General features: G+C 59.8%; 19 protein-coding genes and 2 pseudogenes. 18 read left to right on the top strand and 3 right to left on the bottom strand.

From position 1 onward, the window contains the following. Nucleotides 1-49: 49 nt before the first annotated feature. Nucleotides 50-306: pseudogene (locus tag AC1RWL_RS25430) on the top strand (IS6 family transposase); the annotation flags it as partial. A gap of 14 nt (nt 307-320) precedes the next feature. Here AC1RWL_RS25430 and AC1RWL_RS25425 read toward each other — a convergent pair. After that, nucleotides 321-650, bottom strand: a pseudogene (locus AC1RWL_RS25425) (IS66 family transposase); the annotation flags it as partial. A gap of 396 nt (nt 651-1,046) precedes the next feature. Here AC1RWL_RS25425 and AC1RWL_RS25420 point away from each other — a divergent pair. The 6 genes from AC1RWL_RS25420 (at nt 1,047) to AC1RWL_RS25395 (ending at nt 6,397) form a co-directional block, all read left to right on the top strand. Further along, a complete protein-coding gene (locus AC1RWL_RS25420) occupies nt 1,047-1,871 on the top strand; it encodes a DUF2272 domain-containing protein (RefSeq protein ID WP_493095898.1) in 825 nt (274 codons plus the stop codon). Between the two features lie 96 nt (nt 1,872-1,967). Beyond that, on the top strand, nt 1,968-2,858 hold the full coding sequence (locus AC1RWL_RS25415) for a hypothetical protein (RefSeq protein ID WP_493095897.1): 891 nt from the start codon (nt 1,968-1,970) through the stop codon (nt 2,856-2,858). Between the two features lie 47 nt (nt 2,859-2,905). Continuing rightward, complete coding sequence (locus AC1RWL_RS25410; protein ID WP_493095896.1) at nt 2,906-3,598, top strand: hypothetical protein; 693 nt, start codon at nt 2,906-2,908, stop codon at nt 3,596-3,598. Between the two features lie 906 nt (nt 3,599-4,504). Continuing rightward, nucleotides 4,505-5,443, top strand: a complete 939-nt coding sequence (locus AC1RWL_RS25405) for a tyrosine-type recombinase/integrase (RefSeq protein ID WP_493095895.1) — start codon at nt 4,505-4,507, stop codon at nt 5,441-5,443. A gap of 340 nt (nt 5,444-5,783) precedes the next feature. Then, nucleotides 5,784-6,035, top strand: coding sequence for a ribbon-helix-helix domain-containing protein (locus AC1RWL_RS25400; protein ID WP_493095894.1), 252 nt, complete (start codon nt 5,784-5,786; stop codon nt 6,033-6,035). Between the two features lie 2 nt (nt 6,036-6,037). Beyond that, nucleotides 6,038-6,397 (top strand): type II toxin-antitoxin system RelE/ParE family toxin, encoded by a 360-nt coding sequence (locus AC1RWL_RS25395; RefSeq protein ID WP_493095893.1) that lies wholly within the window; start codon nt 6,038-6,040, stop codon nt 6,395-6,397. A gap of 29 nt (nt 6,398-6,426) precedes the next feature. Here the strand turns inward: AC1RWL_RS25395 and AC1RWL_RS25390 are convergent, their stop codons facing one another. After that, on the bottom strand, nt 6,427-6,747 hold the full coding sequence (locus tag AC1RWL_RS25390; RefSeq protein ID WP_493095892.1) for a hypothetical protein: 321 nt from the start codon (nt 6,745-6,747) through the stop codon (nt 6,427-6,429). Nucleotides 6,748-6,969: 222 nt separating this feature from the next. Between AC1RWL_RS25390 and AC1RWL_RS25385 the strand changes: the two genes are divergently transcribed. The 11 genes from AC1RWL_RS25385 (at nt 6,970) to AC1RWL_RS25335 (ending at nt 17,929) form a co-directional block, all read left to right on the top strand. Further along, nucleotides 6,970-7,515: a MobA/MobL family protein gene (locus tag AC1RWL_RS25385; protein ID WP_493095891.1), complete on the top strand. Its 546-nt coding sequence runs from the start codon at nt 6,970-6,972 to the stop codon at nt 7,513-7,515. Then, the gene (locus AC1RWL_RS25380; RefSeq protein WP_493095890.1) at nt 7,515-7,655 is read left to right on the top strand and encodes a hypothetical protein; all 141 of its coding nucleotides are present in this window, start codon (nt 7,515-7,517) and stop codon (nt 7,653-7,655) included. The genes AC1RWL_RS25385 and AC1RWL_RS25380 overlap by 1 nt, the downstream gene beginning before the upstream one ends. Before the next feature lie 690 nt (nt 7,656-8,345). Further along, the gene (locus tag AC1RWL_RS25375) at nt 8,346-9,326 is read left to right on the top strand and encodes a flavin reductase (RefSeq protein WP_493095889.1); all 981 of its coding nucleotides are present in this window, start codon (nt 8,346-8,348) and stop codon (nt 9,324-9,326) included. Between the two features lie 13 nt (nt 9,327-9,339). Continuing rightward, complete coding sequence (locus AC1RWL_RS25370) at nt 9,340-10,851, top strand: aldehyde dehydrogenase (protein ID WP_493095888.1); 1,512 nt, start codon at nt 9,340-9,342, stop codon at nt 10,849-10,851. 23 nt (nt 10,852-10,874) lie between these two features. Beyond that, nucleotides 10,875-11,948 carry an LLM class flavin-dependent oxidoreductase gene (locus AC1RWL_RS25365; RefSeq protein ID WP_493095887.1) on the top strand — a complete coding sequence of 358 codons (1,074 nt, stop codon included), beginning with the start codon at nt 10,875-10,877 and terminating at the stop codon, nt 11,946-11,948. Next, a complete protein-coding gene (locus AC1RWL_RS25360; RefSeq protein WP_493095886.1) occupies nt 11,945-12,787 on the top strand; it encodes an alpha/beta fold hydrolase in 843 nt (280 codons plus the stop codon). Before AC1RWL_RS25365 ends, AC1RWL_RS25360 begins: the two co-directional genes overlap by 4 nt. Continuing rightward, complete coding sequence (locus tag AC1RWL_RS25355; RefSeq protein WP_493095885.1) at nt 12,784-13,098, top strand: NIPSNAP family protein; 315 nt, start codon at nt 12,784-12,786, stop codon at nt 13,096-13,098. The genes AC1RWL_RS25360 and AC1RWL_RS25355 overlap by 4 nt, the downstream gene beginning before the upstream one ends. 74 nt (nt 13,099-13,172) lie before the next feature. Further along, nucleotides 13,173-14,360, top strand: a complete 1,188-nt coding sequence (locus tag AC1RWL_RS25350) for a quaternary amine ABC transporter ATP-binding protein (protein ID WP_493095884.1) — start codon at nt 13,173-13,175, stop codon at nt 14,358-14,360. Continuing rightward, complete coding sequence (locus AC1RWL_RS25345; protein ID WP_492649813.1) at nt 14,353-15,273, top strand: ABC transporter permease; 921 nt, start codon at nt 14,353-14,355, stop codon at nt 15,271-15,273. The genes AC1RWL_RS25350 and AC1RWL_RS25345 overlap by 8 nt, the downstream gene beginning before the upstream one ends. A gap of 60 nt (nt 15,274-15,333) precedes the next feature. Next, the gene (gene proX / locus AC1RWL_RS25340; protein WP_493095883.1) at nt 15,334-16,362 is read left to right on the top strand and encodes a glycine betaine/L-proline ABC transporter substrate-binding protein ProX; all 1,029 of its coding nucleotides are present in this window, start codon (nt 15,334-15,336) and stop codon (nt 16,360-16,362) included. 169 nt (nt 16,363-16,531) lie between these two features. Continuing rightward, nucleotides 16,532-17,929: an aminotransferase gene (locus tag AC1RWL_RS25335; protein WP_493095882.1), complete on the top strand. Its 1,398-nt coding sequence runs from the start codon at nt 16,532-16,534 to the stop codon at nt 17,927-17,929. Between the two features lie 39 nt (nt 17,930-17,968). Here the strand turns inward: AC1RWL_RS25335 and AC1RWL_RS25330 are convergent, their stop codons facing one another. Beyond that, the gene (locus AC1RWL_RS25330) at nt 17,969-19,753 is read right to left on the bottom strand and encodes a helix-turn-helix domain-containing protein (RefSeq protein ID WP_493095881.1); all 1,785 of its coding nucleotides are present in this window, start codon (nt 19,751-19,753) and stop codon (nt 17,969-17,971) included. Nucleotides 19,754-19,826 lie beyond the last annotated feature (73 nt).

Below are 19,826 nucleotides of genomic sequence, written 5' to 3'. Positions count from 1 at the left end.
GAGGTATTGCCAAGTTGTTTGATGCTCGCGTCTCCGGTATCTAGGAGCAGTGAGATTACCAAGCGCTTTTCCCCGTTTGAAGGGCTTCCGTTTTCCGCGTGAGATTGTCGCTTATGCGGTATGGGTCTATTACCGGTTTGCGTTGAGCACGGCCGATGTGGAAGATCTGCTTGCCGCGCGCGCGGGGTGATCGTCAGCCGGGAAACTGTTCGCCTTTGGATCAATCGCTTTGGTCAGCATTTTACCGCCTGCATTCGCAGGGACCGGCCAAGGCCGAATGACAAATGGCATATGGACGAGGCCGTCAGTAAGCGGTGTTTTCAGGCCACGTCTTGAGCTTGCGGCTTCTCAGCATAGGCCCAAGGTAGCAGATCATCGATCTTGCTGTTGGGATGGTCGTTGACGATCTTGGTTATGACGTCCGTCAGATAGGTCATAGGCCCGACGCCGTTTAGCTTCGCCGTTTTAATCAGAGAAGCGATTGTCGCCCAATGTTTAGCTCCGGCGTCAGAGCCGGCAAAGAGTGCGTTTTCCCGATTCAGAGCAATTGGCCTGATTGAACGTTCGACGGTATTGGAGTCGATCTCGACGCGACCGTCGTCAATGAAGCGGGTCAACCCATCCCAGCGCGACAGCGCGTAACGGATACTCGGAGTTCACATCGACCAAAGACCGGACCTAGTCGCTGCTTCAGTGTATCGAGTTCCTGCTGCCATGCCACCACTGAACCGGACCAACCCGCGACAGACATCTAAATCTCTCCCGTCAAACATCGGAAGTGAATCACAATTTCGAGGTAAACGCGACTGTAGGACTAGTGCGAAACTCCCCTCATATGGACGGACGGTCGTGAGTTCAGGGCTCTGTATCAGATATATTTTGGTTGTATGGCTGTGGGCCCACTCGACAAAAAATGTATACTAACCCAGTATTGATTACTCGCATACGGAACGCACTAGGTGCTTAGGGGGCGACTCGGGCTATATTAATTGTTCCGCCGTGAGGCCGGTTTGCGAGGAGATGCGGGCCTAATCTTGGGGGCATAAATGACGAAATACATTGTCACACGCATGGATGTCGGGGCCAATCTGCGCGCTGCACCGTCCGACAAGGCTACACTAATCGGCAATCTTCCCTTTTCAACAATCGTTGAGGAGGTGACGGTGTCACCTACTAAGTGGAAGCATGTCAAAATCGCCGAGGGTTCTTTTGCGGGCAAGATTGGGCATGTCTCAGATCGCAACCTCAGCATTCTCCATAGCGACGCCGCAGGACGCCTGATCCAGGCCGCTGCTTTTTACTGGGAGGAATTCGGCCGGGGGAAGGGCAAGGAAGACGATGACACGAACGGAAAGAGCCCTCTCGGCAAGAGCTACAAGCAAAAGGTCTTAAAGATGTGGGACGATCTTGGTGTTGGTCGTCCTCCCGGAGACAACACGGACCACAAGAATTGGCCGTGGTCGGCGGCGGGAATGTCCGCTTTCGTGCGTCGTGCCGGTGGCTATACCGGATTCAAGTTCAGTAGTGGGCACCATTCGTACATCAAGGATAGCGTAAAGCAGCGGGAGGCCGGAAACCCATCCTGTCCGTTCTGGGGCTATGAATTGGATAAACATAAACCACGTGTTGGCGATCTGGTCGTGCGGTGGCGCGGTTCGGTGAAAACCTATGCGCAAGTCAAGGCGATCATGAACACCATCACGGGCTTCGAGTCTCACACAGACATCGTATGCGAGATCAACCCGGGAAGCCTCTGGGCAATCGGTGCGAACAATTCGAACAGCGTATCGCGCGTATCCTACGAGTTGGATTCTAACGGCTACGTGATGCTGACAGGGGACAGGTTCATGATCATGAAGAACATGCTTTGAAGCCGGGAGACCGCGCCCGGTCATCCCCGCATCAAGATTTTACCCAAAACTGCCGCCTGAAGGAAATCTCCCTCAGCCGCGCTGGAGAACGAGATCATGAAAACGGGTCGATATGCATTGGTGGCACTGACCGGTGTCATGATCGCAATCCTGGCGTTCACGGATGCCCAAGCGCAAGGCGCAGCGCCGCCCGCGCAGCCGGGCGGATCAGGGGAGGGTACCTGGAACGCCTTGAGCGGGACCTTGATGCAATTGCTGGCCGTCGTGATCGTCGTGGAATCCGCGTTGGCGGCGCTTTTCAATTGGCGTGTCTTCCGGATCGCATTCAATGCCAGGGCGTTCAAGACACCTATCATGTTCGGCGTCGGTCTGCTGCTCGTTCTCGTTACAACCTATGATCCGATGAGGGCGATCATTGCGGCGGGCGGGATTCCGCTCGCGGTGGCGAAAAGCTGGTCATTGTTCTTCCAGAGTGCTTTGACCACGATATTGTCTGCCATGATTATCGCGGGCGGAAGCGCAGGCATCTTCCAGCTTCTCAAGAAGCTCGGCATTCGCTCACCTGAGACAAGCCAGGATGAGGCTGCAGCCAAGGCTCTCAAAAGCGACCAAGCATGGGTTTCGATCCGCGCGACGGGAGTGACCGAGCCGCAGCCCGTTCAAATCGGTATCGAGGAACTCGGCAGCACATATAAGGCCACAGACGACAGCCTGTCCTACTTTTTCGACCATGTGGACCAGCCGCCGCTTGCCGGCTCGATCGACTCGCGAACGATCTGGCAACGAGTAAAGGCGGCCTTTTCCGCCGACGCCAGTCGTTTTCCCAGCTATGGCGGGCGTACGGTTTCTGCTGACAAACCCTATCGGATCACCGCAACATGGCTCAGCGAGGGCAAGCCGAAGTCTGTCGGGATCTTCCGGGGAAAATTTGCACCTCGCGCTCTGATTGACTTTTCGGTGGATCTCTCCGGCGATCCTGCGTCCTAGTACAAAATCAAACAGTGCGCGTTTGTTCAACTCTTCAGGAGGCCTTGATGACCACCGCAAAGCAGGATGCCATGATATGGATGAACAATACCTTCGGGTCGGACATCGACACGGTCCTGGCGGGGACGCCGATCACGAAGAAGCTCGTGATAGCCATTGGCATCCAGGAAACATTCTATATCTGGGCGAAGATGTACAAGACGGCGGCCCCGGACGAGGTACTAGCCGTTTGCGTCGGCGATACGATCGACTACCCGACGCGCAGTTCCGCTTGGCCGAAGAACCGCGCGGAACTGGAAGCCCATCCCAAGGGAAAATCTATGTTTAAAGTAGCCCGAGACGCGCTTGAAAGGATAGCAAAGATCAATTCAGGCTACGTGAAACCTGCAAAGAATCCCGACAAGTTTTGTCATGGCTTCGGCATGTTCCAATACGATATTCAGTTCTTTCCCAATGATACCGCCTACTTCCTCAACGGCACTTGGGCCACCTGGGAAGGAACACTTAAGCGTGGCGTCTCAGAGCTGAAGTCCAAGCTGTCCGAGCTCTATGGCAGCGGGAAAACCAGTCTGACTCATGATGAGCAGGTCTACCTGGGCATCGCATACAATCGCGGAGCAAAGCGCACGAAGAAGGACATGCCGACGAAGAAATTCAAGCAGGGTTACAAGGATAGCTCGGGCATCTATTACGGCGAGTATATTGATGCCAACCTGAATGCCATTAACGGTCTTTTTTGAACCGCGGCAATTAACGGCGCAAGTGAATAGCAGGGAAGTGCCAGAATCGGAAGATGTGCTGTTTGCAACACGGGTTTCCCGAGAATGGAATGATTGGAGCGCGTCCGTGTAACGATTGTGATGCAACGAGTTTGCTTTCCGCTATTTCAAGGTCCACTTAACGGAGGTATCGTCCCGATATCCTGAAACTTCGCTGCTCTTGATTCGACAGCCAAGCCGATCTCCAACCGGTGATCTGATGAGACTGGCCTAGCGACTACAGGGCCGTGCTTCTTAGGGCGAACGCTGTCGTGCTGGTGTACTTTATGGCCATCGGAGGACCGCCACCTTTACCGGCGTGATCAAGCTAATAGGTATAGCCACTCCCTTCGTCTCTGACGGTGGATGAATGGCATACGTGCTTCGCTTGCGTCTTGTCGGTGCGGGTTCCAGCGCCCGCTGCGCCCATTAGAGATCAACTTACAATTACGCAACGGTACGAAATAATCCGCTGTGATTGCCTATAGAAAGTGATTTTAGAAAGACATAGGATGATGGCGATAATCGCAAGTTAAGATGAAATCCTGCCCCCGCAACCAGAATCTTAGTGATTTATCAAGTAGAAAGCCCTCTCCCACGAGAGGGCTTTCTTGCGTTTGAGGCCTAGCACACGGTCAGCACAAACACACCCCACCCGTTCGACGGGAGGCTTGATGGTGTGATTCCCTCTTCCCATATCGAGCAATAAGCGAAGTGGGCGGGCGGCATGCCAACTCATGAAATCCTCGGAGGATTGGGGCAAATCTACCGGCGCGGGGGCCGTCTGGCATTGCTCCACGCCTCTAAAGGGCCGCCAGTACCGCACGAGCACCAAGGAAACCGGCTTGGAGCCAAGCGAAGGCGTTTGCCGAAGACTGGCTTCTCGGCTTGCGCGGCAAGCTGGCGGAAGGGATTTTGAAGACCGAAACCACCTGCGCGGAAGCCGCCAAGAAGGTCGAGCAGGAGTATTCGGCCATTACCGAAGGGGAGCGCAGCCCCAAATGGGTGGAAGGTGATAGTATTCGCCTGCTGCTTCATCTGGTGCCGTTCTTTGGCAAGATGGGCCTTTCGGAAATCAATGCCGGTACTGTTCAGGATTACCGCGTGCACCGCATTGCCACCTCTACGACGGGGCGGGCACCCGCGCGCAGCACCCTGCATGACGAGGTGGGTACGCTGCGGCAGCTTCTCAAAACCGCCATCCGGCATAAATGGTTGCAACACCTTCCCGACCTGTCGCCGCCCTACAAAACGCAAGGGAAAATCGTGCGCCGCCCTTGGTTCAGCCCTGCCGAATACAAGCAGCTTTACGAGGCTACGCGCCAGAACGCCAAGGAGCCGAAGAACCCTCACTTCCGTTGGGAAGCGGAGCAGCTTCACGACTTCGTGCTGTTCATGGCCAATACCGGACTGCGACCCGATGAAGCCAAGCAGTTGCAGCACCGTGACGTGGCAATCGTTGTAGACGCCGATACGCGCGAGCGCATTCTTGAGATTAAGGTGCGTGGCAAGCGCGGCATCGGTTGGTGCAAGTCAATGGTCGGCGCGGTGAAGCCTTACGAGCGGCTGCGTGACCGGCTGAGGCCGGTTCGTGATAAGGACAAAGCGGGGGAGGGCGTCAAGCCCAAGCCTACCGACCCTGTGTTCCCGTCCAGCTATCTCAAGATGTTCAACAACCTGCTGGACGACCAAAACCTCAAGCTGGATCGGGATGGCAAGCCCCGCACAGCATACAGCCTACGTCATACCTATATCTGCCTGCGGCTCATGGAAGGGGCAGACGTTTACGCCATTGCCAAAAAAACTGCTGCACCAGCGTCGAGATGATTGAGAAGTTTTATGCCGCGCACATCAAGACGACCCTTGATGCGTCGGCCATCAATTCCCGCAAGCCGAAAATGGTACCTCGCGGGCGACGGGTTCCGAAGGCGGCAGGAGCGCCGTCCTATCGGGAACATCGAGGCCCTACGGCCCGATAAGACGCCCGAAGGGGCGTCAACACGAACCGCTTGCCGGTTCGCAAGCACCCGCTTGGCGGGTGCAAAAGAAGGGTTCGGCCCTTCATAGGCCGCTTGGTTCACCAAGCGGCTTTGTGGTGTCAGGTGATGAATATTGACAATATTTGTCACGCTTCCCATAATCTAGGGACAACGAAAGGGTATGGCTTATGTCGCCAGGTAGCATTCATGTGAAGGTCAGCGGTGCGCTGCAAGACCACATCCAGCAGCAGATTGGCGACGAGGGCCTTTATGAGAACGCGAGCGAATACATCCGCGCGCTTATCCGCCGTGATTTGCAGACCCGTGACGAAGCATGGGATGCCCTGCAAAAAGAACTGGCTCCTGCCATGCGCGCGGACGATAGCGACTTTGTCGCCGTATCCGCAGAGGACGTTATTCGCCGTAACAAGCACCGCTGAACATGGCAGCTTATCGCTTTTATCCGCGCGCGGATGCCGCGCAGGACAAGATTTGGCGCGACACCTCGGACACATGGGGTGAGACGCAAGCCGATACCTATATCCGTGGTCTTCACGCGCATTTGCAGCGTTTTTGCGAAAACCGCCTTATCTGGCGTCGTCTTCCGCAAAAACTTGCCGTTCTGTCCGACATTAAGCGCAAGGCATATTTTAGCCGCTACGAGCGCCATTTCTTGTTCTTCCGCGAACTGGCTAATGGAGACCTCGGTGTCATGAGCATTCTCCATGAGAAGATGGATTTGCCGGTGCGCCTTAGGGATGACCTTGCCGCCCTTGATGCCAAGGGCAGTGAAAAGGAATAACCGCGCGAAGCGCGGTTCGCGGCGATTTTTTATAGCGGTATACACTCTGCGCCCAGATAGCGCGGCAGCACCAGCGGCAGGATGAATAACATCACTCCGCCGAGCGCGAGGCCGATACCTGCCTCGCTTTTACCCATTGAAACAGCCCACACGATGATGCCCACACAGACGAGCAACACGCCGACGCCGTAGGCTATGGCGAGCATGGGGCGGAGCAGAATGCAGAACGCCAGCGGGGCGTAACCCAATGTACTGGCTGCGAGGTCGAACAGGTAGGCGGCTACAAGTACCGATCCAATGAGTGCGGCAAGATTGCCGAAAAGGCGTGGAAGAGAGAGCCGCGAAGACATGAGAGCCGTCAGGTGAAGCAGATACCGGGGTGTAGATAGGAAGCCACAGAGGCGGAAACAGCTGACAGTAGACCAAGGCAATAGTGCACTTATACATTGCTTCGCAACATACGTGGCCCGGCCCCAAGGGGACGTGGCCGGTGGCCGCATAGAATGCCCTTACGGGCATACTTATATGTGTTGCCGAAGAGTCAAGGAAGGGGTCTGCCGTGGAGGACGCGGATGGCTATTCACCACCTCTCTGGGCAAGTACTTGGCCGCGCCGTCAAAGCCAATCCAGACGGCACACGGCGTCCGCCGTCGAATGCCGTTGCAGCGTCGGCCTATCGTTCCGGCCAGAGGTTGACCGATAGAGAAAGTGCGCGCGTGCATGATTACAGCCAGCGGCGGGGCGTGGTGCATGAAGAGATCATGGCGCCGCCCGGCAGCGCGCCATGGTTGGAAAACCGGGAGCTTCTTTGGAACACGGTGGAGGTGATAGAAAAGCGGCGCGATGTGCAGCTTGCCCGTGAATTCAATATTGCCCCGCCGCATGAACTGGATGCGGCGCAGCGGTTGGAACTGGTGCGCGATTTCGTCGGGCGACACTTCGTCCAGCGTGGCATGGTGGCCGATATCGCCTTGCATGTGCTAGCTCGCTGCGGTCGCCACACTCGGCGCCTCGAGACGATCGTCCATCACGTTGGTTTGGTGCTCGGCGGCAGGTCTGCCGCAGCCTTTACCGATTGCGCGATTATTTCGGTGAGCAACGACTCGTTGCGGCACTGATGACTACCGCACGCGATGACCTCGCAAAATTCGAAGCGATCCTCGTGGCGGTGATCGACGTGAACGTCCCAGAGCTTGTTGTCGCCCGCCTGGCCGTTGGTGACTTCCAATCCATGATCGGCTCGAAGACCGCAGGATAGCTCGAGGAATGGCTTGAAACTGCTAAGGACAGCCTGGTCGGATCGTTCGCCCGGGACGTTGAAAAGGACCTTGTCGCTGCAAGAAACGCAATCATCTCACCGTGGTCAAATGGGCAAACGGAAGGTCAGATCACAGGGTTGAAGCTCATCAAATGCCAGATGTAGGGAAGAGACAAGCTCGATCCGCTGCACGCGTGGTTCATCGGCGCATAGGGTTGCTGAAAGTCAACAAATAGGCGTCAAAGCCGAATCTCGGTGGAAATGCCTGGCTATTTCTCAATGGCAATCAATAGCGATGTCGCCTACAGGCTTCTCGACAAGGAGGGGCAGATTGTATTCGACAGCGCATCCTGGAGCGAAGCCTTTCAAAGAACCCGCTGCTTTCCAGCCGTGTAAATCGCGTCAATTGGCATGCCAACCCTCAATCCGTTGGAAACCTGCGGATATGTTTAGAGAGGTTATCCTTATGGGCGGCAAAGACCCGGCGGCCAGCGTCCTCTAACCGAGACCCCAGTTGGACGTTGAGGTCGCGCGCCATAAGCAGGCGTAATTTAGCCTTCCAGAGCTTTCTCGAAACGAAGCTCGTTCCTCATTGCGAGGATAATACCTAACTTCCATACTCAATTCAAAGGAAGATAAGGCGCCGGCCCGGCGTATCCTCCACCTCGTACAGAGCGAGGAGGAGCGATCGTGCGAAAGGCGGAAACAGTACCGGCGAACCAGCCTATCGACCCTGTCGAATTGCGTCGTGCATTTGGCACCTTTGCCACCGGCGTAACCATCATAACGACCCTGGGCGAAGACGGTACGCCCAGGGGCATGACGGCGAATTCGTTCACTTCGGTTTCGCTTGATCCTCCATTGGTGCTGATCTGTGTTGGAAAATCGGCATCGAGCTGCGCGGCTTTCGAGAAAAGCGGCTCTTTCGCGGTCAATATCCTGCACGAGCGGCAGGCCGGCGTTTCCGGCGTCTTCGCTTCGAAGTCCGCCGACAAATTCAGCAATGTCGATTATTGCGCCGTGCACACCGGAGCCCCGGTGCTGACGGACAACCTCTCCTGGTTCGACTGCACGGTCTATGACAAGCATGTCGCCGGTGATCATCTTATCCTGATTGGTCAGGTCCAGGCCTTCGGGGCCAGTCCCGCAGCGCCGCTGGCGTTCTGCCGGGGACGTTATGCGCATATCCAGAACGCGCTGCCGGATGGCTGGCTTCCCTCGCGCGGCATGATCACCGGTTACCTCATCGAAAAGGAGGGCAGCGTGCTCCTGCGCCGCGATGCCGAGGGTCGGCTTCTTCTTCCGGTGGCGAGCAAGCGCAAGCCTGGAAGCCGGCTGGAGCTGGCCGATGGGCGGGAGATCGAAATCCTGCCGGACACGGCTTTCCTCTATTCGGTGTTCGACGTCGCCGACAGCGATCCCGGTTACCTCGTCTATCGCGCAGCCCTGGCGCCGGGCTTCAGCCCTCAGGACCTGCCGCCGGAACTGCAATTCTTCCCGCTTGACGATCTCCCGGATGACCGGGTGGCGAGCCAGGAGTTGAGGGCCGTCCTGCGGCGCTATGCCCGTGAACGCCTCGACCATCGCTTCGGCATCTATGTCGGGCATCCCGAGGGCGGTCGCATCGCGATGCTCGAGGCCGAAACCCCTTCGAATTCCTTCCAACCATGATTGCGAGACTGCCATGAAGCGAGCCGTAAGCTCTCTCGAAGGATCCCGTCAGGGACTTTATATCGGCGGAAAGTGGCTTGAGCCGAAGAGCGGCGAATATCTGCCCAGCTACGATCCAACCACCGGCCGGCAATGGTACGAGTTCGCCGATGCCGGTGCGGACGATGTCAACGCGGCCGTGCGGGCCGCCCAGTACGCCTTCGTCGATCCGAAATGGCGGCGCATGACGCAGACGGATCGCGGCAAGCTGGTCCGTCGGCTGGCGGAACTGTTCCTGGAAAACGCCGATACGCTTGCGGAAATCGAGACCCGCGACAATGGCAAGCTGATCAAGGAAATGCGTGCGCAAATGCGCGCCCTGCCGGACTCCTACACCTATTTTTCCGGCATGGCCGACAAGCTCCAAGGCGATACCGTGCCTGTGAACAAGCTCGACATGCTGAACTTCACGATGCGCGAGCCCATCGGCGTGGTGGGCATGATTACGCCTTGGAATTCGCCGCTGATGATGCTGACGGGCACGCTGGCGCCGTGCCTCGCGATCGGCAACACCGTCGTCATCAAGCCGTCCGAACACACTTCCGCTTCGACGCTGGCGCTGATGGGGCTTATCGAGGAGGCGGGCTTTCCGCCCGGCGTCGTCAATGTCGTCACCGGCGCGGGCCGCACGGCGGGCGAGGCGCTGGTGCGCCATCCGGGGCTTGCCAAGGTCGTCTTTACCGGCAGTACGGAAACGGGGCGCAAGATCGCCGCGAATGCGGCGGCCAATCTCGTGCCCTGTCAGATGGAGCTTGGCGGCAAGTCGCCGCATGTCGTTTTCAGTGACGTGGATATCGAGCGGGCCGTCAATGGCGTCGTGGCCGGCGTCTTCGCCGCGGCGGGACAGACCTGCGTCGCCGGCTCGCGTTGTTTCGTCGAACGGTCGATCTACGACCGTTTCGTCGAAGCGCTGGTCGAGCGCACGAACCGCATCGCGATCGGCCATCCGATGAGCGAGACGTCCGACATCGGGCCGCTCGCGCTTTCGGAACAGGTCACGAAGGTGAAGACCTATGTCGCCTCTGGGCTCGCCGAGGGCGCGCGGGTCGCGGCCGGCGGCAAACAGCCCCGGCGCGAGGATCTCGCGGATGGCTGGTATTTCGAGCCAACCGTGCTGACCGATGCCAGCAACGACATGGGATTCATGCGCGACGAGCTATTTGGGCCGGTCGTCGGCGTCATGCCCTTTTCCTCGGAAAGCGAGATGATCGCGCTGGCGAACGACACGCGCTACGGGCTCGCCTCCGGCATTTGGACCAAGGACATCGACCGCGCGATGCGCTTCGCCCGCGCCGTCGATGCGGGAACGGTGTGGATCAACACCTACCGGTCCGCCTCCTTCATGTCGCCGATGGGGGGCTTCAAGGAAAGCGGCTACGGCCGACGCGGCGGCTTCGACGTCATGCGGGAGTTCTCGCGCGTGAAAAACGTGGTGCTCGATTATTCGGGCGCGATGCAGGACCCCTTTGTCATTCGCCTGCGCTGAGCGCGGTTTCTTCGGAGTTGAACATGAAATTCTCAGTCTCTCTCTATCTCGAGCGCAAATCGCCCGACATGCTTATGACCGAGGTGGCGCAGAATGCGCTTGCGCTTGCCAAGCTGTCCGATCAGGGCGGTTTCGAGATGATCTGGACCGCCGAGCACCACACGATCGAACTGACGGTCGCGCCCAATCCGTTCACCTTCCTCACTTGGATCGGCCAGCATACCGAGCAGATCCGCCTTGGCACGGCGACGGTCGTCGCCCCCTACTGGAGCCCCATCCGGCTGGCCGGCGAGGCGGCGCTCTGCGACCATCTCACGGGCGGGCGTCTGGAACTGGGTATCGCGCGTGGGGCCTACCAGTACGAGTTCGACCGCATGGCCGGCGGCATCCCGCAGCAGCAGGGCGTCGCCTACATGAAGGAGCTGGTTCCCGCAGTGAGGAAGCTGTGGGAAGGCGATTATGCGCATGCCGGCGAGATCTGGAATTTCCCGACGGCGACATCCGTGCCCAAGCCACTCCAGCAGCCGCATCCGCGCATCTGGGTGGCTGCGCGCGATCCGGGGACGTTCGACTGGGCAATCGCGCAAGGGGCCAACATTCTGTCGACCCCGCTCGCCGCGCCGAATTCCGAAATCGCGGTGCTCGGCCAGAAGTTCAGGAAGGCCTGCGCCGACCATCCGGAAATGCCGCGTCCGCGGTTCATGATGCAGCGCCGCGCCTGCCTCTACACGAAGCCCGACGAGCGGGAGACTGCGATCCGTTGCAGCATGGAATACGGCCGGCTCTTCGAAAACCTCTTCCAGAACCTCGGCGCGGTCACCAACGGTTTTCCCGAAGCGGTGCCTTACGAGGCCGTCGCCGGCAAGGAGAACTACGATCCGGAGAACATCGAGCGGAATTTCCTCTTCGGCACGCCCGACGAGGTGATCGAGAAACTGCTCGACTACGAGGCCGCTGGCGTGGACCAGGTGAGCCTCGGCATAAACTTCAACGTTCCGTTCGAACTGCAGAAGAAGACGATAGAGCTCTTCGCCAGGGAGATCATCCCGTTCTTCGCCGCAAGGGAAAGCCGGTCCGCGTTGGAAGCCGCGCAATGAGCGATCTCGAACACGTCACGAACGATGTGGCGATCCGCTACAGGATCCACGGCGACGGCCCGGAGCCGCTGCTGTGCATCCACGGGGTCGGCGCGTCCGGTGAATCCTGGGATGACGTCGCCGCGCGCCTGTCGGATCGCTTCACGATCGTGACGTTTGACCTGAGGGGACACGGGCGGTCGACGAAGGTGAAGGGGCGTTATGAAATTGACGATTTCGTCGACGATGCGCTCTCGCTTGCCGACCATGTCGGGTTTTCCGATTTCAACCTCGCCGGATTTTCCCTCGGAGGGCTGATCGCCCAGCGCATGGCGCTGACGCAAGCCTCCCGGGTGCGCCGCCTGTTCCTGTTTTCGACGGTAGCGAACCGGACCGAGGAGGAGCGCGAGAGGGTCCTGGCGCGGTTGCACGCGCTGAGGACGACCGAGCGCGGATCGCACTACGATGCGTCCATGTCCCGCTGGTTTTCCGACGGGTTTCGCACGGCAAACCCCGAGCTCATGGCGCAACTGCGTGCGCAGAACGCCAAAAACGACCCGGAAAGCTACGCCGCTGCCTATCGCGTGCTGGCGGAAACCGATTTCGGCGGCCTGCTCGATCAGATTCGCTGCCCGACGCTGATTGCCACCGGCGAGCATGACATCGGGTCCAATCCGAGCATGGCGCGTACCATGCATGAAGCGATCGTCGGCTCGGAATTGGCCATTCTGGAGGGCCTTCGGCATTCGATCCTCGTCGAGGCGCCGGATGTCGTCGCAAGCCTCATCGGGACCTTCGTAAGCGGCAAGACGGTCCGCCGACGGACGTCCGATGCGTTGCGGGAGGAGCGCGCGCGATGATCGTCGAGGAGCGCAGCTACCGGATTCGCGGCGGAATGATGGGCGCCTACCTTCGTTTGGTCGAAGACGAGGGGTTGGCCATCCAGCAGCCGATCCTGGGCGACCTCGTCGGCTATTTCGTCACCGACATCGGCCCGCTCAATCAGGTCGTGCATCTCTGGCGATATCAGGACCTGGAGGATCGGACGCGGCGCCGCAAGCGCCTTGCCGATGATGAACGATGGCAGGCGTTCACGCCGCGGCTTTCGGCCTGCATCGAGCAGATGGACAACAGGATACTCATTCCGACCGCATTTTCGCCGATGAAATAGGGCGCCCGGTCGGGCGGTGAAGGCAAATGCCGGAGACGGGAACCTCTGGCGGGCATCGAACTGGGATAGGGAACATGAGCGAGCGGCTAAAGATAGACAATCTCTACAAGATATATGGCGGCGCCCCCGAGCCCGCGATTTCCCGCCTCCGCAACGGGGCGACGAAGGACAGGGTCCTGGCCGAAACCGGGCTCGTGGTGGGGCTGAACAATGTCAGCCTCTCGATCGAATCGGGCTCGATCTACATGATCATGGGCCTGTCCGGCTCGGGAAAATCCACCCTTGCGCGCTGCGTCAACCGGCTGAACGAGCCGAGCGCCGGCAAGATCCTGCTCGATGGGCGCGACCTCGTGGCGCTCGACGAACAGGCTTTGCGTGAGGTGCGGCGCACGCGGGTCTCGATGGTGTTCCAGCACTTCGCCCTGCTGCCCAACCGGACCGTCCGGGAGAATGTCGAGTTCGGCCTGAAGCTGCGCCGTATCGCGCCGGCCGTGCGCCGCCGCAAGGCGGAGGAGATTCTCGCCGTCGTGGGCCTCGCGGCCTGGGGGGAGCGGATGCCGCACGAACTGAGCGGCGGCATGCGCCAGCGCGTGGGGCTTGCCCGTGCGCTGGCGACCGATGCCGACGTGCTCATCATGGACGAAGCCTTCAGCGCGCTCGATCCGCTGATCCGTGCTGAAATGCAGGACGAACTGCTGCGCCTCCAGCGCACGCTCCAGAAGACCATCCTCTTCATCACGCACGATTTCCAGGAGGCGCTGAAACTCGGCACGCGCATCGCCATCATGGCCGATGGGGAGGTCGTGCGGGAAGGCGAACCGCAGGACATCGTGCTCGATCCGCAAAGCAACTATGTCGCGGAGTTCACGCGCGACGTCGATCGGTCCCGGGTGTTCGACGTCCGCTCGGCCATGTCGGCTGCCGCGGCCGCCGACCTCATCGGTGGGCATCGCGTGGTGCTCTGCGCAAACGGTGGTTTTGCGATCGATGGAGACGGCCGCGTGAAGGGGCACATCGCCCGCGCAAGGATCGACGACCTGCGTGCCGGCGCCGACATCGCGCCTCTCATGGCGTCGAGCTTCAGCGCCATCTCCGCAGACGCCAAGCTGCTCGATGTCTCCCGCGTCTTCACGGCGGGCCAGCCTGTCGCCGTCCTGGATGATGACGATTGCATCATCGGCACTGTTTCGCCGGAAGCGGTTCTGCGGCAGCTGTCCTCCTCTCCCGCCGCGCCGAAAAGCAAGGAAAAAGCACATGTTTGACGCAAACGATCTCGCAGTCCTGCCGGTCGCCCGCTGGATCCAGGCCGGCGTGGAGTGGCTTTCCTACAATTTTCGGCCGGTCTTCATCGCCATCAAATGGCCGATCGAGAACGGGCTTGCGCTGACCGATGCGGCACTGCAATCGGTGCCGTTCCCGATCACGGTGCTGCTTTTCTCAGCGGTTGCATGGAAGCTGGCCGGTCGGTCGACCGCGCTCTTCACGGCTGTTTCGCTGGTCGTGATCGCTGCCCTCGGCGTCTGGTCGGAGGCCATGACGACGCTCGCGCTGATTGCGACCGCCATCGTCGTGTGCGCGGTGATCGGTATCCCGGTCGGCATCTGGTCGGCGCGCAACGACCGGGTGTGGAATGTCGTGCGTCCGATCCTCGACATCATGCAGACGACGCCCACCTTCGTCTATCTGATCCCCGTCGTCATGCTCTTTGGGGTGGGCACGGTTCCCGGCGAGGTCGCGGTGATCGTGACTGCCGTCCCCCCGCTGATCCGCTTCACCAATATCGGCATCCGCCAGGTCGACAAGGAGATCGTCGAGGCCGGGCATGCCTTCGGTGCCGACTCGCGCCAGTTGCTCTGGGAAATCCAGCTTCCGCTGGCGGTGCCAACCATTCTCGGTGGCCTGAACCAGACCGTTCTGACCGCCATGGTCATGTCCGTGGTCATTGCGATGATCGGTGCCGAAGGGCTTGGCCTGGTCGTGATGCAAGGGCTTGGCCGGCTTGACGTGGGCCATGCAGCCATCGGCGGCATCGCGATCGTGCTGCTTGCGATGATCCTCGACCGCGTCACCCAGGGCATGGCCTCCAGGAGCGGGCGGCCGAACCGATCGGCTGCGAAGGCCGGCTTTTGGGCCCGGCTCTTCTTCCCGCACAAGCTGGAGGAGATCAAGACCTAAGGACCACTTCATCGTCACCACAACGAGAAAACCTGAAAACCGCTAAAAAGGGGAACGAAAATGCATAAGCTTTACAAGATGCTGACGGCCACGGCGTGCTGCGTCGCGATCACTCATGGGGCCTTTGCGCAGAGCCTGCCAGGCGAGGGCAAAACCATACGGTTTGCCCGCGGCGACAGCCTCGGCGCGAACTATATCCAGGACGACATCCTCATCCAGGGCCTGGAGAAGCTTGGCTATGACGTCAAGCTGACGACGGTCAGCACGATCGCGTTCTTCCAGGCCGCCTCGCAGGGCGACCTCGACGTGGCTGCGGACATCAACATCCCGCAAGAGATCGCCGCCTACGAGCCGGTGAAGGACACGGTCGAGCTTGTCGGCGACGGCAACATCGTCGGCGGGGGAACGAACGGCTATCTCGTCGATAAGAAGACGGCGGAAACCTACAATCTCACGAATTTCGACCAACTCAAGGACCCGAAGATCGCAGCGCTCTTCGACGCGAACGGCGACGGCAAGGCCGATCTCGTCAACTGCGATCCGGGCTGGCAATGCGGCGACGTCGTCGACTACCAGGTGGAGAAGTTCGGCCTCGCCGACACGGTGAAGACCGTCCGCGGCAAATACGAGGTCCTGCTCGCCGAGACCTTTGCGCGCTTCAAGCGCGGCGAACCGACCCTCGTCTACACATGGCAGCCGTCGTGGGTCACGGACACGCTGAAACCCGGCACTGAAACCGTCTGGCTGCCGATTCCCTACGACGCCATGCCCGACAATATCCATGCCACGAACGGGCACCTCGTGAAGGGCGTCGTTGGTTGCGCGGGCGGGCAGGATCCGTGCCGTATGGTAACAGGCTCGTGGAACTGGATGTCCGCCGCCAATCGTGACTTCATTGCGGAAAACCCAGCGGTGCGCGCTTTCCTTGCCGAGGCGAAGTGGCCGACCTCCACCTGGGCGGAGTGGGAATCGGAACTCAACAAGGACACGTCCGACCGTGCGATCAAGACGATCGCCGACGGGTGGATTGCGAAGAATCAGGCGCAGTTCGACGCGTGGGTCGAAGCTGCGGCGAAGGCCGTCGACTAGAGAAATTCCAGCAAAAGTGCGAAGCGGTTTTGCGTCCGGAATTACGTAAAAACAAAGAGGTAGAGCGTTTTCACCATTCGAAGAATGGCGGAAATGCTCTGCGAATGTGGCAATCCCGGTGGAGGGCTCGTCGAGACCTCCACCCGAAGGAGTGAAAGGGAGATCGGAAATGAACATCGAGGTACGGCACGAGCTTGGCGACGAAGGCCCGAAAGACGCCGCGCGCCAGCACCTGATCAATCCGTCGGAAGAGATGGCCAAGCTCGGCCGGTCTGACCGGCCGCTTTTCACGCATGCGGACGGCATCTATGTGTGGGACGACGCCGGGCGCAAGCTGATCGACGGGCCTGGCGGCATGTGGTGCACCCAGATCGGTTATGCCCGCCGGGAAATCGCCGACGCCATCCGCGACCAGGCGATGACGCTCAGCTACAATTCGCCCTGGTATTTCGTGAACGAGCCGGCGGCGGAGCTTGCGCGCCGCATCGCCGAGCTGGCGCCGGGCGACCTGAACCATGTGTTCTTCACGACCGGCGGATCGTCTGCCGTCGATTCCGCGCTCCGCTTCATGCAGTTCTACAACAATGTGCTCGGGCGCGCGAACAAGAAGGCGATCATCTGCCGCATTGACGGCTACCACGGCAGCACCCAGTTGACGGCGGCCTGTTCCGGCCGCGCCTGGAACCGGCCGAACTTCGACCTCGCCTCCGACCAGATCGCCTTCATCTCCGCGCCCAACACCTTCCGCCGGCCGCGCGGCATGTCGGAGGCGGCCTTTCTCGATTTCCTCGTGGAGGAATTCCGATCCAAGGTCGCCGAGCTCGGACCGGAAAATGTCGGCGCTTTCCTCGCCGAACCGCTTCTGGCGTCCGGCGGCGTCATCGTGCCGCCGAAGGGCTACCACAAGCGAATCCTCGACATCTGCCGCCAGCACGACATCCTCTATATTTCCGACGAGGTGGTCACGGCCTTCGGACGGTGCGGCCATTGGTTCGCGTCCGAGGATGTCTTCGATATCGTTCCCGACATCATCACCTTCGCCAAGGGTGTCACGTCAGGCTACCTGCCGCTCGGCGGCCTCGTGATTTCGGATGCCGTCCTTGGTCGCATCAGCGGAGAAAATGCGAAGGGCAGCTTCTTCACAAACGGCTATACCTATAGCGGCCATCCGGTGAGCTGCGCCGCGGCACTCGCCAATATCGATGTCATTTCCCGCGACCGCATACTTGAGCATGTGCGCGAGACAGCGCCATACTTCCAGGAAAGAATCGGGTCGCTGCGGGACCTGCCGCTTATCGGCGATACGCGCGGAACAGGGCTGCTCGGATGCGTGGAATGTGTGACCGATCCTTCTTCCGAGCAAGCGACCAAGCTCGACGCCGAAATGGCCCTTCGTGTTGACCGCGAATGCTACGAGGCCGGTCTTATCGTGCGGCCGATCTCGAACATGTGCGTGCTCTCCCCGCCGCTCATCATCACGCGTGAGGAGATCGACACGATCGTCGGCATCCTCCGGCGCAGCATCGAAAAGGTCACGAAAGAGCTTCGGGTCGAGGGCCGGATCTGAAAAACGCCGCCGCCGCGCCATGGGCGCGGTGGCGGTTTCCTATTCGTCGAGAAGCTTTGAAATCCTCAACGCCAGCTCGAATTCAAAACGCTTCTGCGACGATTCAAGATCGAGGCCGAACAGGTCGACGATCCGCGAGAGCCGGTAACGCAGCGTGGTGACATGGATGGCCAGCTGGTCCGCGCACTGCTGGTTGCGATAACCCGCATCCACGAAGCTCGAAAGCGTCTCGTAGAATTTCGTATCGTGCTCGCGGTCATGGAGAATGATCGGGCCCAATGAAGCGTTGATATGCGTTCGGATCTGCTGCAGATCGGCGGTGACCAGAAGCATGCTCAGCGGGCCAAGCATCGAGGCGGAGACGACGCCGCGTTTTGCAAGCGAGAGGGCGATGTCCATGACGCAGGACAGCCGTTCGAACTGCAGCGCATAGTCGGCAAGCCGCTCGCACGGATCGCTGATCGCAATCGTCGGCATGTCGCGATGGTGGCGCATCACCTCCTGCATGATCCTGGCGGTGACTGTTTTGAGGTAGGTGGGGCTCGGCGCCTCGGGCTCCGGCAGCCAGACGACGATGCCATTCTGCCTGGCGATGACCGCCGCGCGCGGCTCGAAATGTTCCGCCAGAAAGGAAAGGCCGCGCAGGATCCCGTCCCGCACCTGGCTCCGGATGGCGTCGGCATTGATGTAGGATACGTAGAGAAGCCTGTGGCGCGCGCCGGTCCTGATGCCGAACTTCAAGGAGCGCTGCGCGATGTCATTTTCGCTTTTCCAGCTGCCTTCGATCAGTTCGATGAACAGTGCATCGAGGGAGCGCTGTTCGAACTGGAAACGGATCTGGTTGCGCATCAATTGAACACTGAGGGCCTGCTTGGCGCTTTCGATGAGCAGCAGGTCGATTTCCGGAATTTCTTCGTCGCCGATGAAGATCAGCGCCCCGACCGCCTTTCCGTCTACAGTGAGGCCGTGCATGCGGGCGACCGCCGTGACGGTCTGCGTCCCCTTCGTATAGTGGAAATCGACATTGGCGGTCGCGCCACCGGCGAGGCTTTCCGAGGCGAGGGTGAGGATCCTGTCGCCCAGTTCGCTCTCGACATAATGCCGCCATTCCTCATCGTCGTAGAAGCGCGGGTCCGGGCTTTTGCTCGGGAGGATGGTGTTCGTCGTCCAGTCGACGACAAGAAGCGGCTGCTTGAAGATCGGATCGATCGTGGCAGCGAGATTGCGCACGGAATCGTCGGAGAGCGCCTGGTTCATCCACTGTATGTGTCGTCCTAGAACCTCCTCCTTCTGCTCCGCGGCAGTCTTCTGGGCCAGAATGTGCTTCTGTTTCTCCAGTGCTGCGGTTCCCAGCTGCACGATCAGCTTGATGAGGGACAGGTCATCCTGCTTGAGTTCCTTGATCTCGCGTGAGACGAGGGTGAGGACGATCGGGCGCCCCAGCAGATCGGTGCAGGCCATGGGCGTCACGAGGACGCTGCTGTAGTCCTTCTCGATCGATTCCCGCTGGAAGCCCGGAAACTCGGCGGATGTCTTGGCGTTGGGAATGAAGACCGGTTCGTTGTAGCGCAGGGCGACCAGGGAGGGGCTCGTTGCCAGTGCCCAGTTCGTCGCCCCGTCGTTCGGCACCAGTGCCGGGTCGTAGCGGACCGTGACATAGGCGTAACCGCTCGCCAGGTCGATGCTCATGATCGTCCCGCGATACCAGTTGAGATGGTGGCATGCCGCGCGGATCAATTGCCTGAGGATGGTGTCGGTATCCTGCTCGGCATTGATCGACGTCGCGATATCGCTCAACGACGCGATAAGCTGGCTTACGTCCATGTCTCTCCTCCGGGCTCCAGAAGCTCCTATTATTCTATAGCAGGTCATCGCAAGCTTCCTCTTTTTCGAGGAA

It is taken from the genome of Shinella sp. GW821-FHT10F02, assembly GCF_058809275.1.
Note: the sequence above shows the minus strand (reverse complement) of the source record. Positions and strands in the feature narration are given on the sequence as shown.

Excerpts from the sequence above, each read along its gene's own strand:
- proX (WP_493095883.1), top strand. The coding sequence starts at position 15,334 with ATGCATAAGCTTTACAAGATGCTGACGGCCACGGCGTGCTGCGTCGCG.
- AC1RWL_RS25345 (WP_492649813.1), top strand. The coding sequence starts at position 14,353 with ATGTTTGACGCAAACGATCTCGCAGTCCTGCCGGTCGCCCGCTGGATC.
- AC1RWL_RS25390 (WP_493095892.1), bottom strand. The coding sequence starts at position 6,747 with ATGTCTTCGCGGCTCTCTCTTCCACGCCTTTTCGGCAATCTTGCCGCA.
- AC1RWL_RS25400 (WP_493095894.1), top strand. The coding sequence starts at position 5,784 with ATGTCGCCAGGTAGCATTCATGTGAAGGTCAGCGGTGCGCTGCAAGAC.
- AC1RWL_RS25370 (WP_493095888.1), top strand. The coding sequence starts at position 9,340 with ATGAAGCGAGCCGTAAGCTCTCTCGAAGGATCCCGTCAGGGACTTTAT.
- AC1RWL_RS25415 (WP_493095897.1), top strand. The coding sequence starts at position 1,968 with ATGAAAACGGGTCGATATGCATTGGTGGCACTGACCGGTGTCATGATC.
- AC1RWL_RS25365 (WP_493095887.1), top strand. The coding sequence starts at position 10,875 with ATGAAATTCTCAGTCTCTCTCTATCTCGAGCGCAAATCGCCCGACATG.
- AC1RWL_RS25380 (WP_493095890.1), top strand. The coding sequence starts at position 7,515 with ATGACTACCGCACGCGATGACCTCGCAAAATTCGAAGCGATCCTCGTG.
- AC1RWL_RS25410 (WP_493095896.1), top strand. The coding sequence starts at position 2,906 with ATGACCACCGCAAAGCAGGATGCCATGATATGGATGAACAATACCTTC.
- AC1RWL_RS25335 (WP_493095882.1), top strand. The coding sequence starts at position 16,532 with ATGAACATCGAGGTACGGCACGAGCTTGGCGACGAAGGCCCGAAAGAC.
- AC1RWL_RS25420 (WP_493095898.1), top strand. The coding sequence starts at position 1,047 with ATGACGAAATACATTGTCACACGCATGGATGTCGGGGCCAATCTGCGC.
- AC1RWL_RS25355 (WP_493095885.1), top strand. The coding sequence starts at position 12,784 with ATGATCGTCGAGGAGCGCAGCTACCGGATTCGCGGCGGAATGATGGGC.
- AC1RWL_RS25350 (WP_493095884.1), top strand. The coding sequence starts at position 13,173 with ATGAGCGAGCGGCTAAAGATAGACAATCTCTACAAGATATATGGCGGC.
- AC1RWL_RS25385 (WP_493095891.1), top strand. The coding sequence starts at position 6,970 with ATGGCTATTCACCACCTCTCTGGGCAAGTACTTGGCCGCGCCGTCAAA.
- AC1RWL_RS25360 (WP_493095886.1), top strand. The coding sequence starts at position 11,945 with ATGAGCGATCTCGAACACGTCACGAACGATGTGGCGATCCGCTACAGG.
- AC1RWL_RS25330 (WP_493095881.1), bottom strand. The coding sequence starts at position 19,753 with ATGGACGTAAGCCAGCTTATCGCGTCGTTGAGCGATATCGCGACGTCG.
- AC1RWL_RS25395 (WP_493095893.1), top strand. The coding sequence starts at position 6,038 with ATGGCAGCTTATCGCTTTTATCCGCGCGCGGATGCCGCGCAGGACAAG.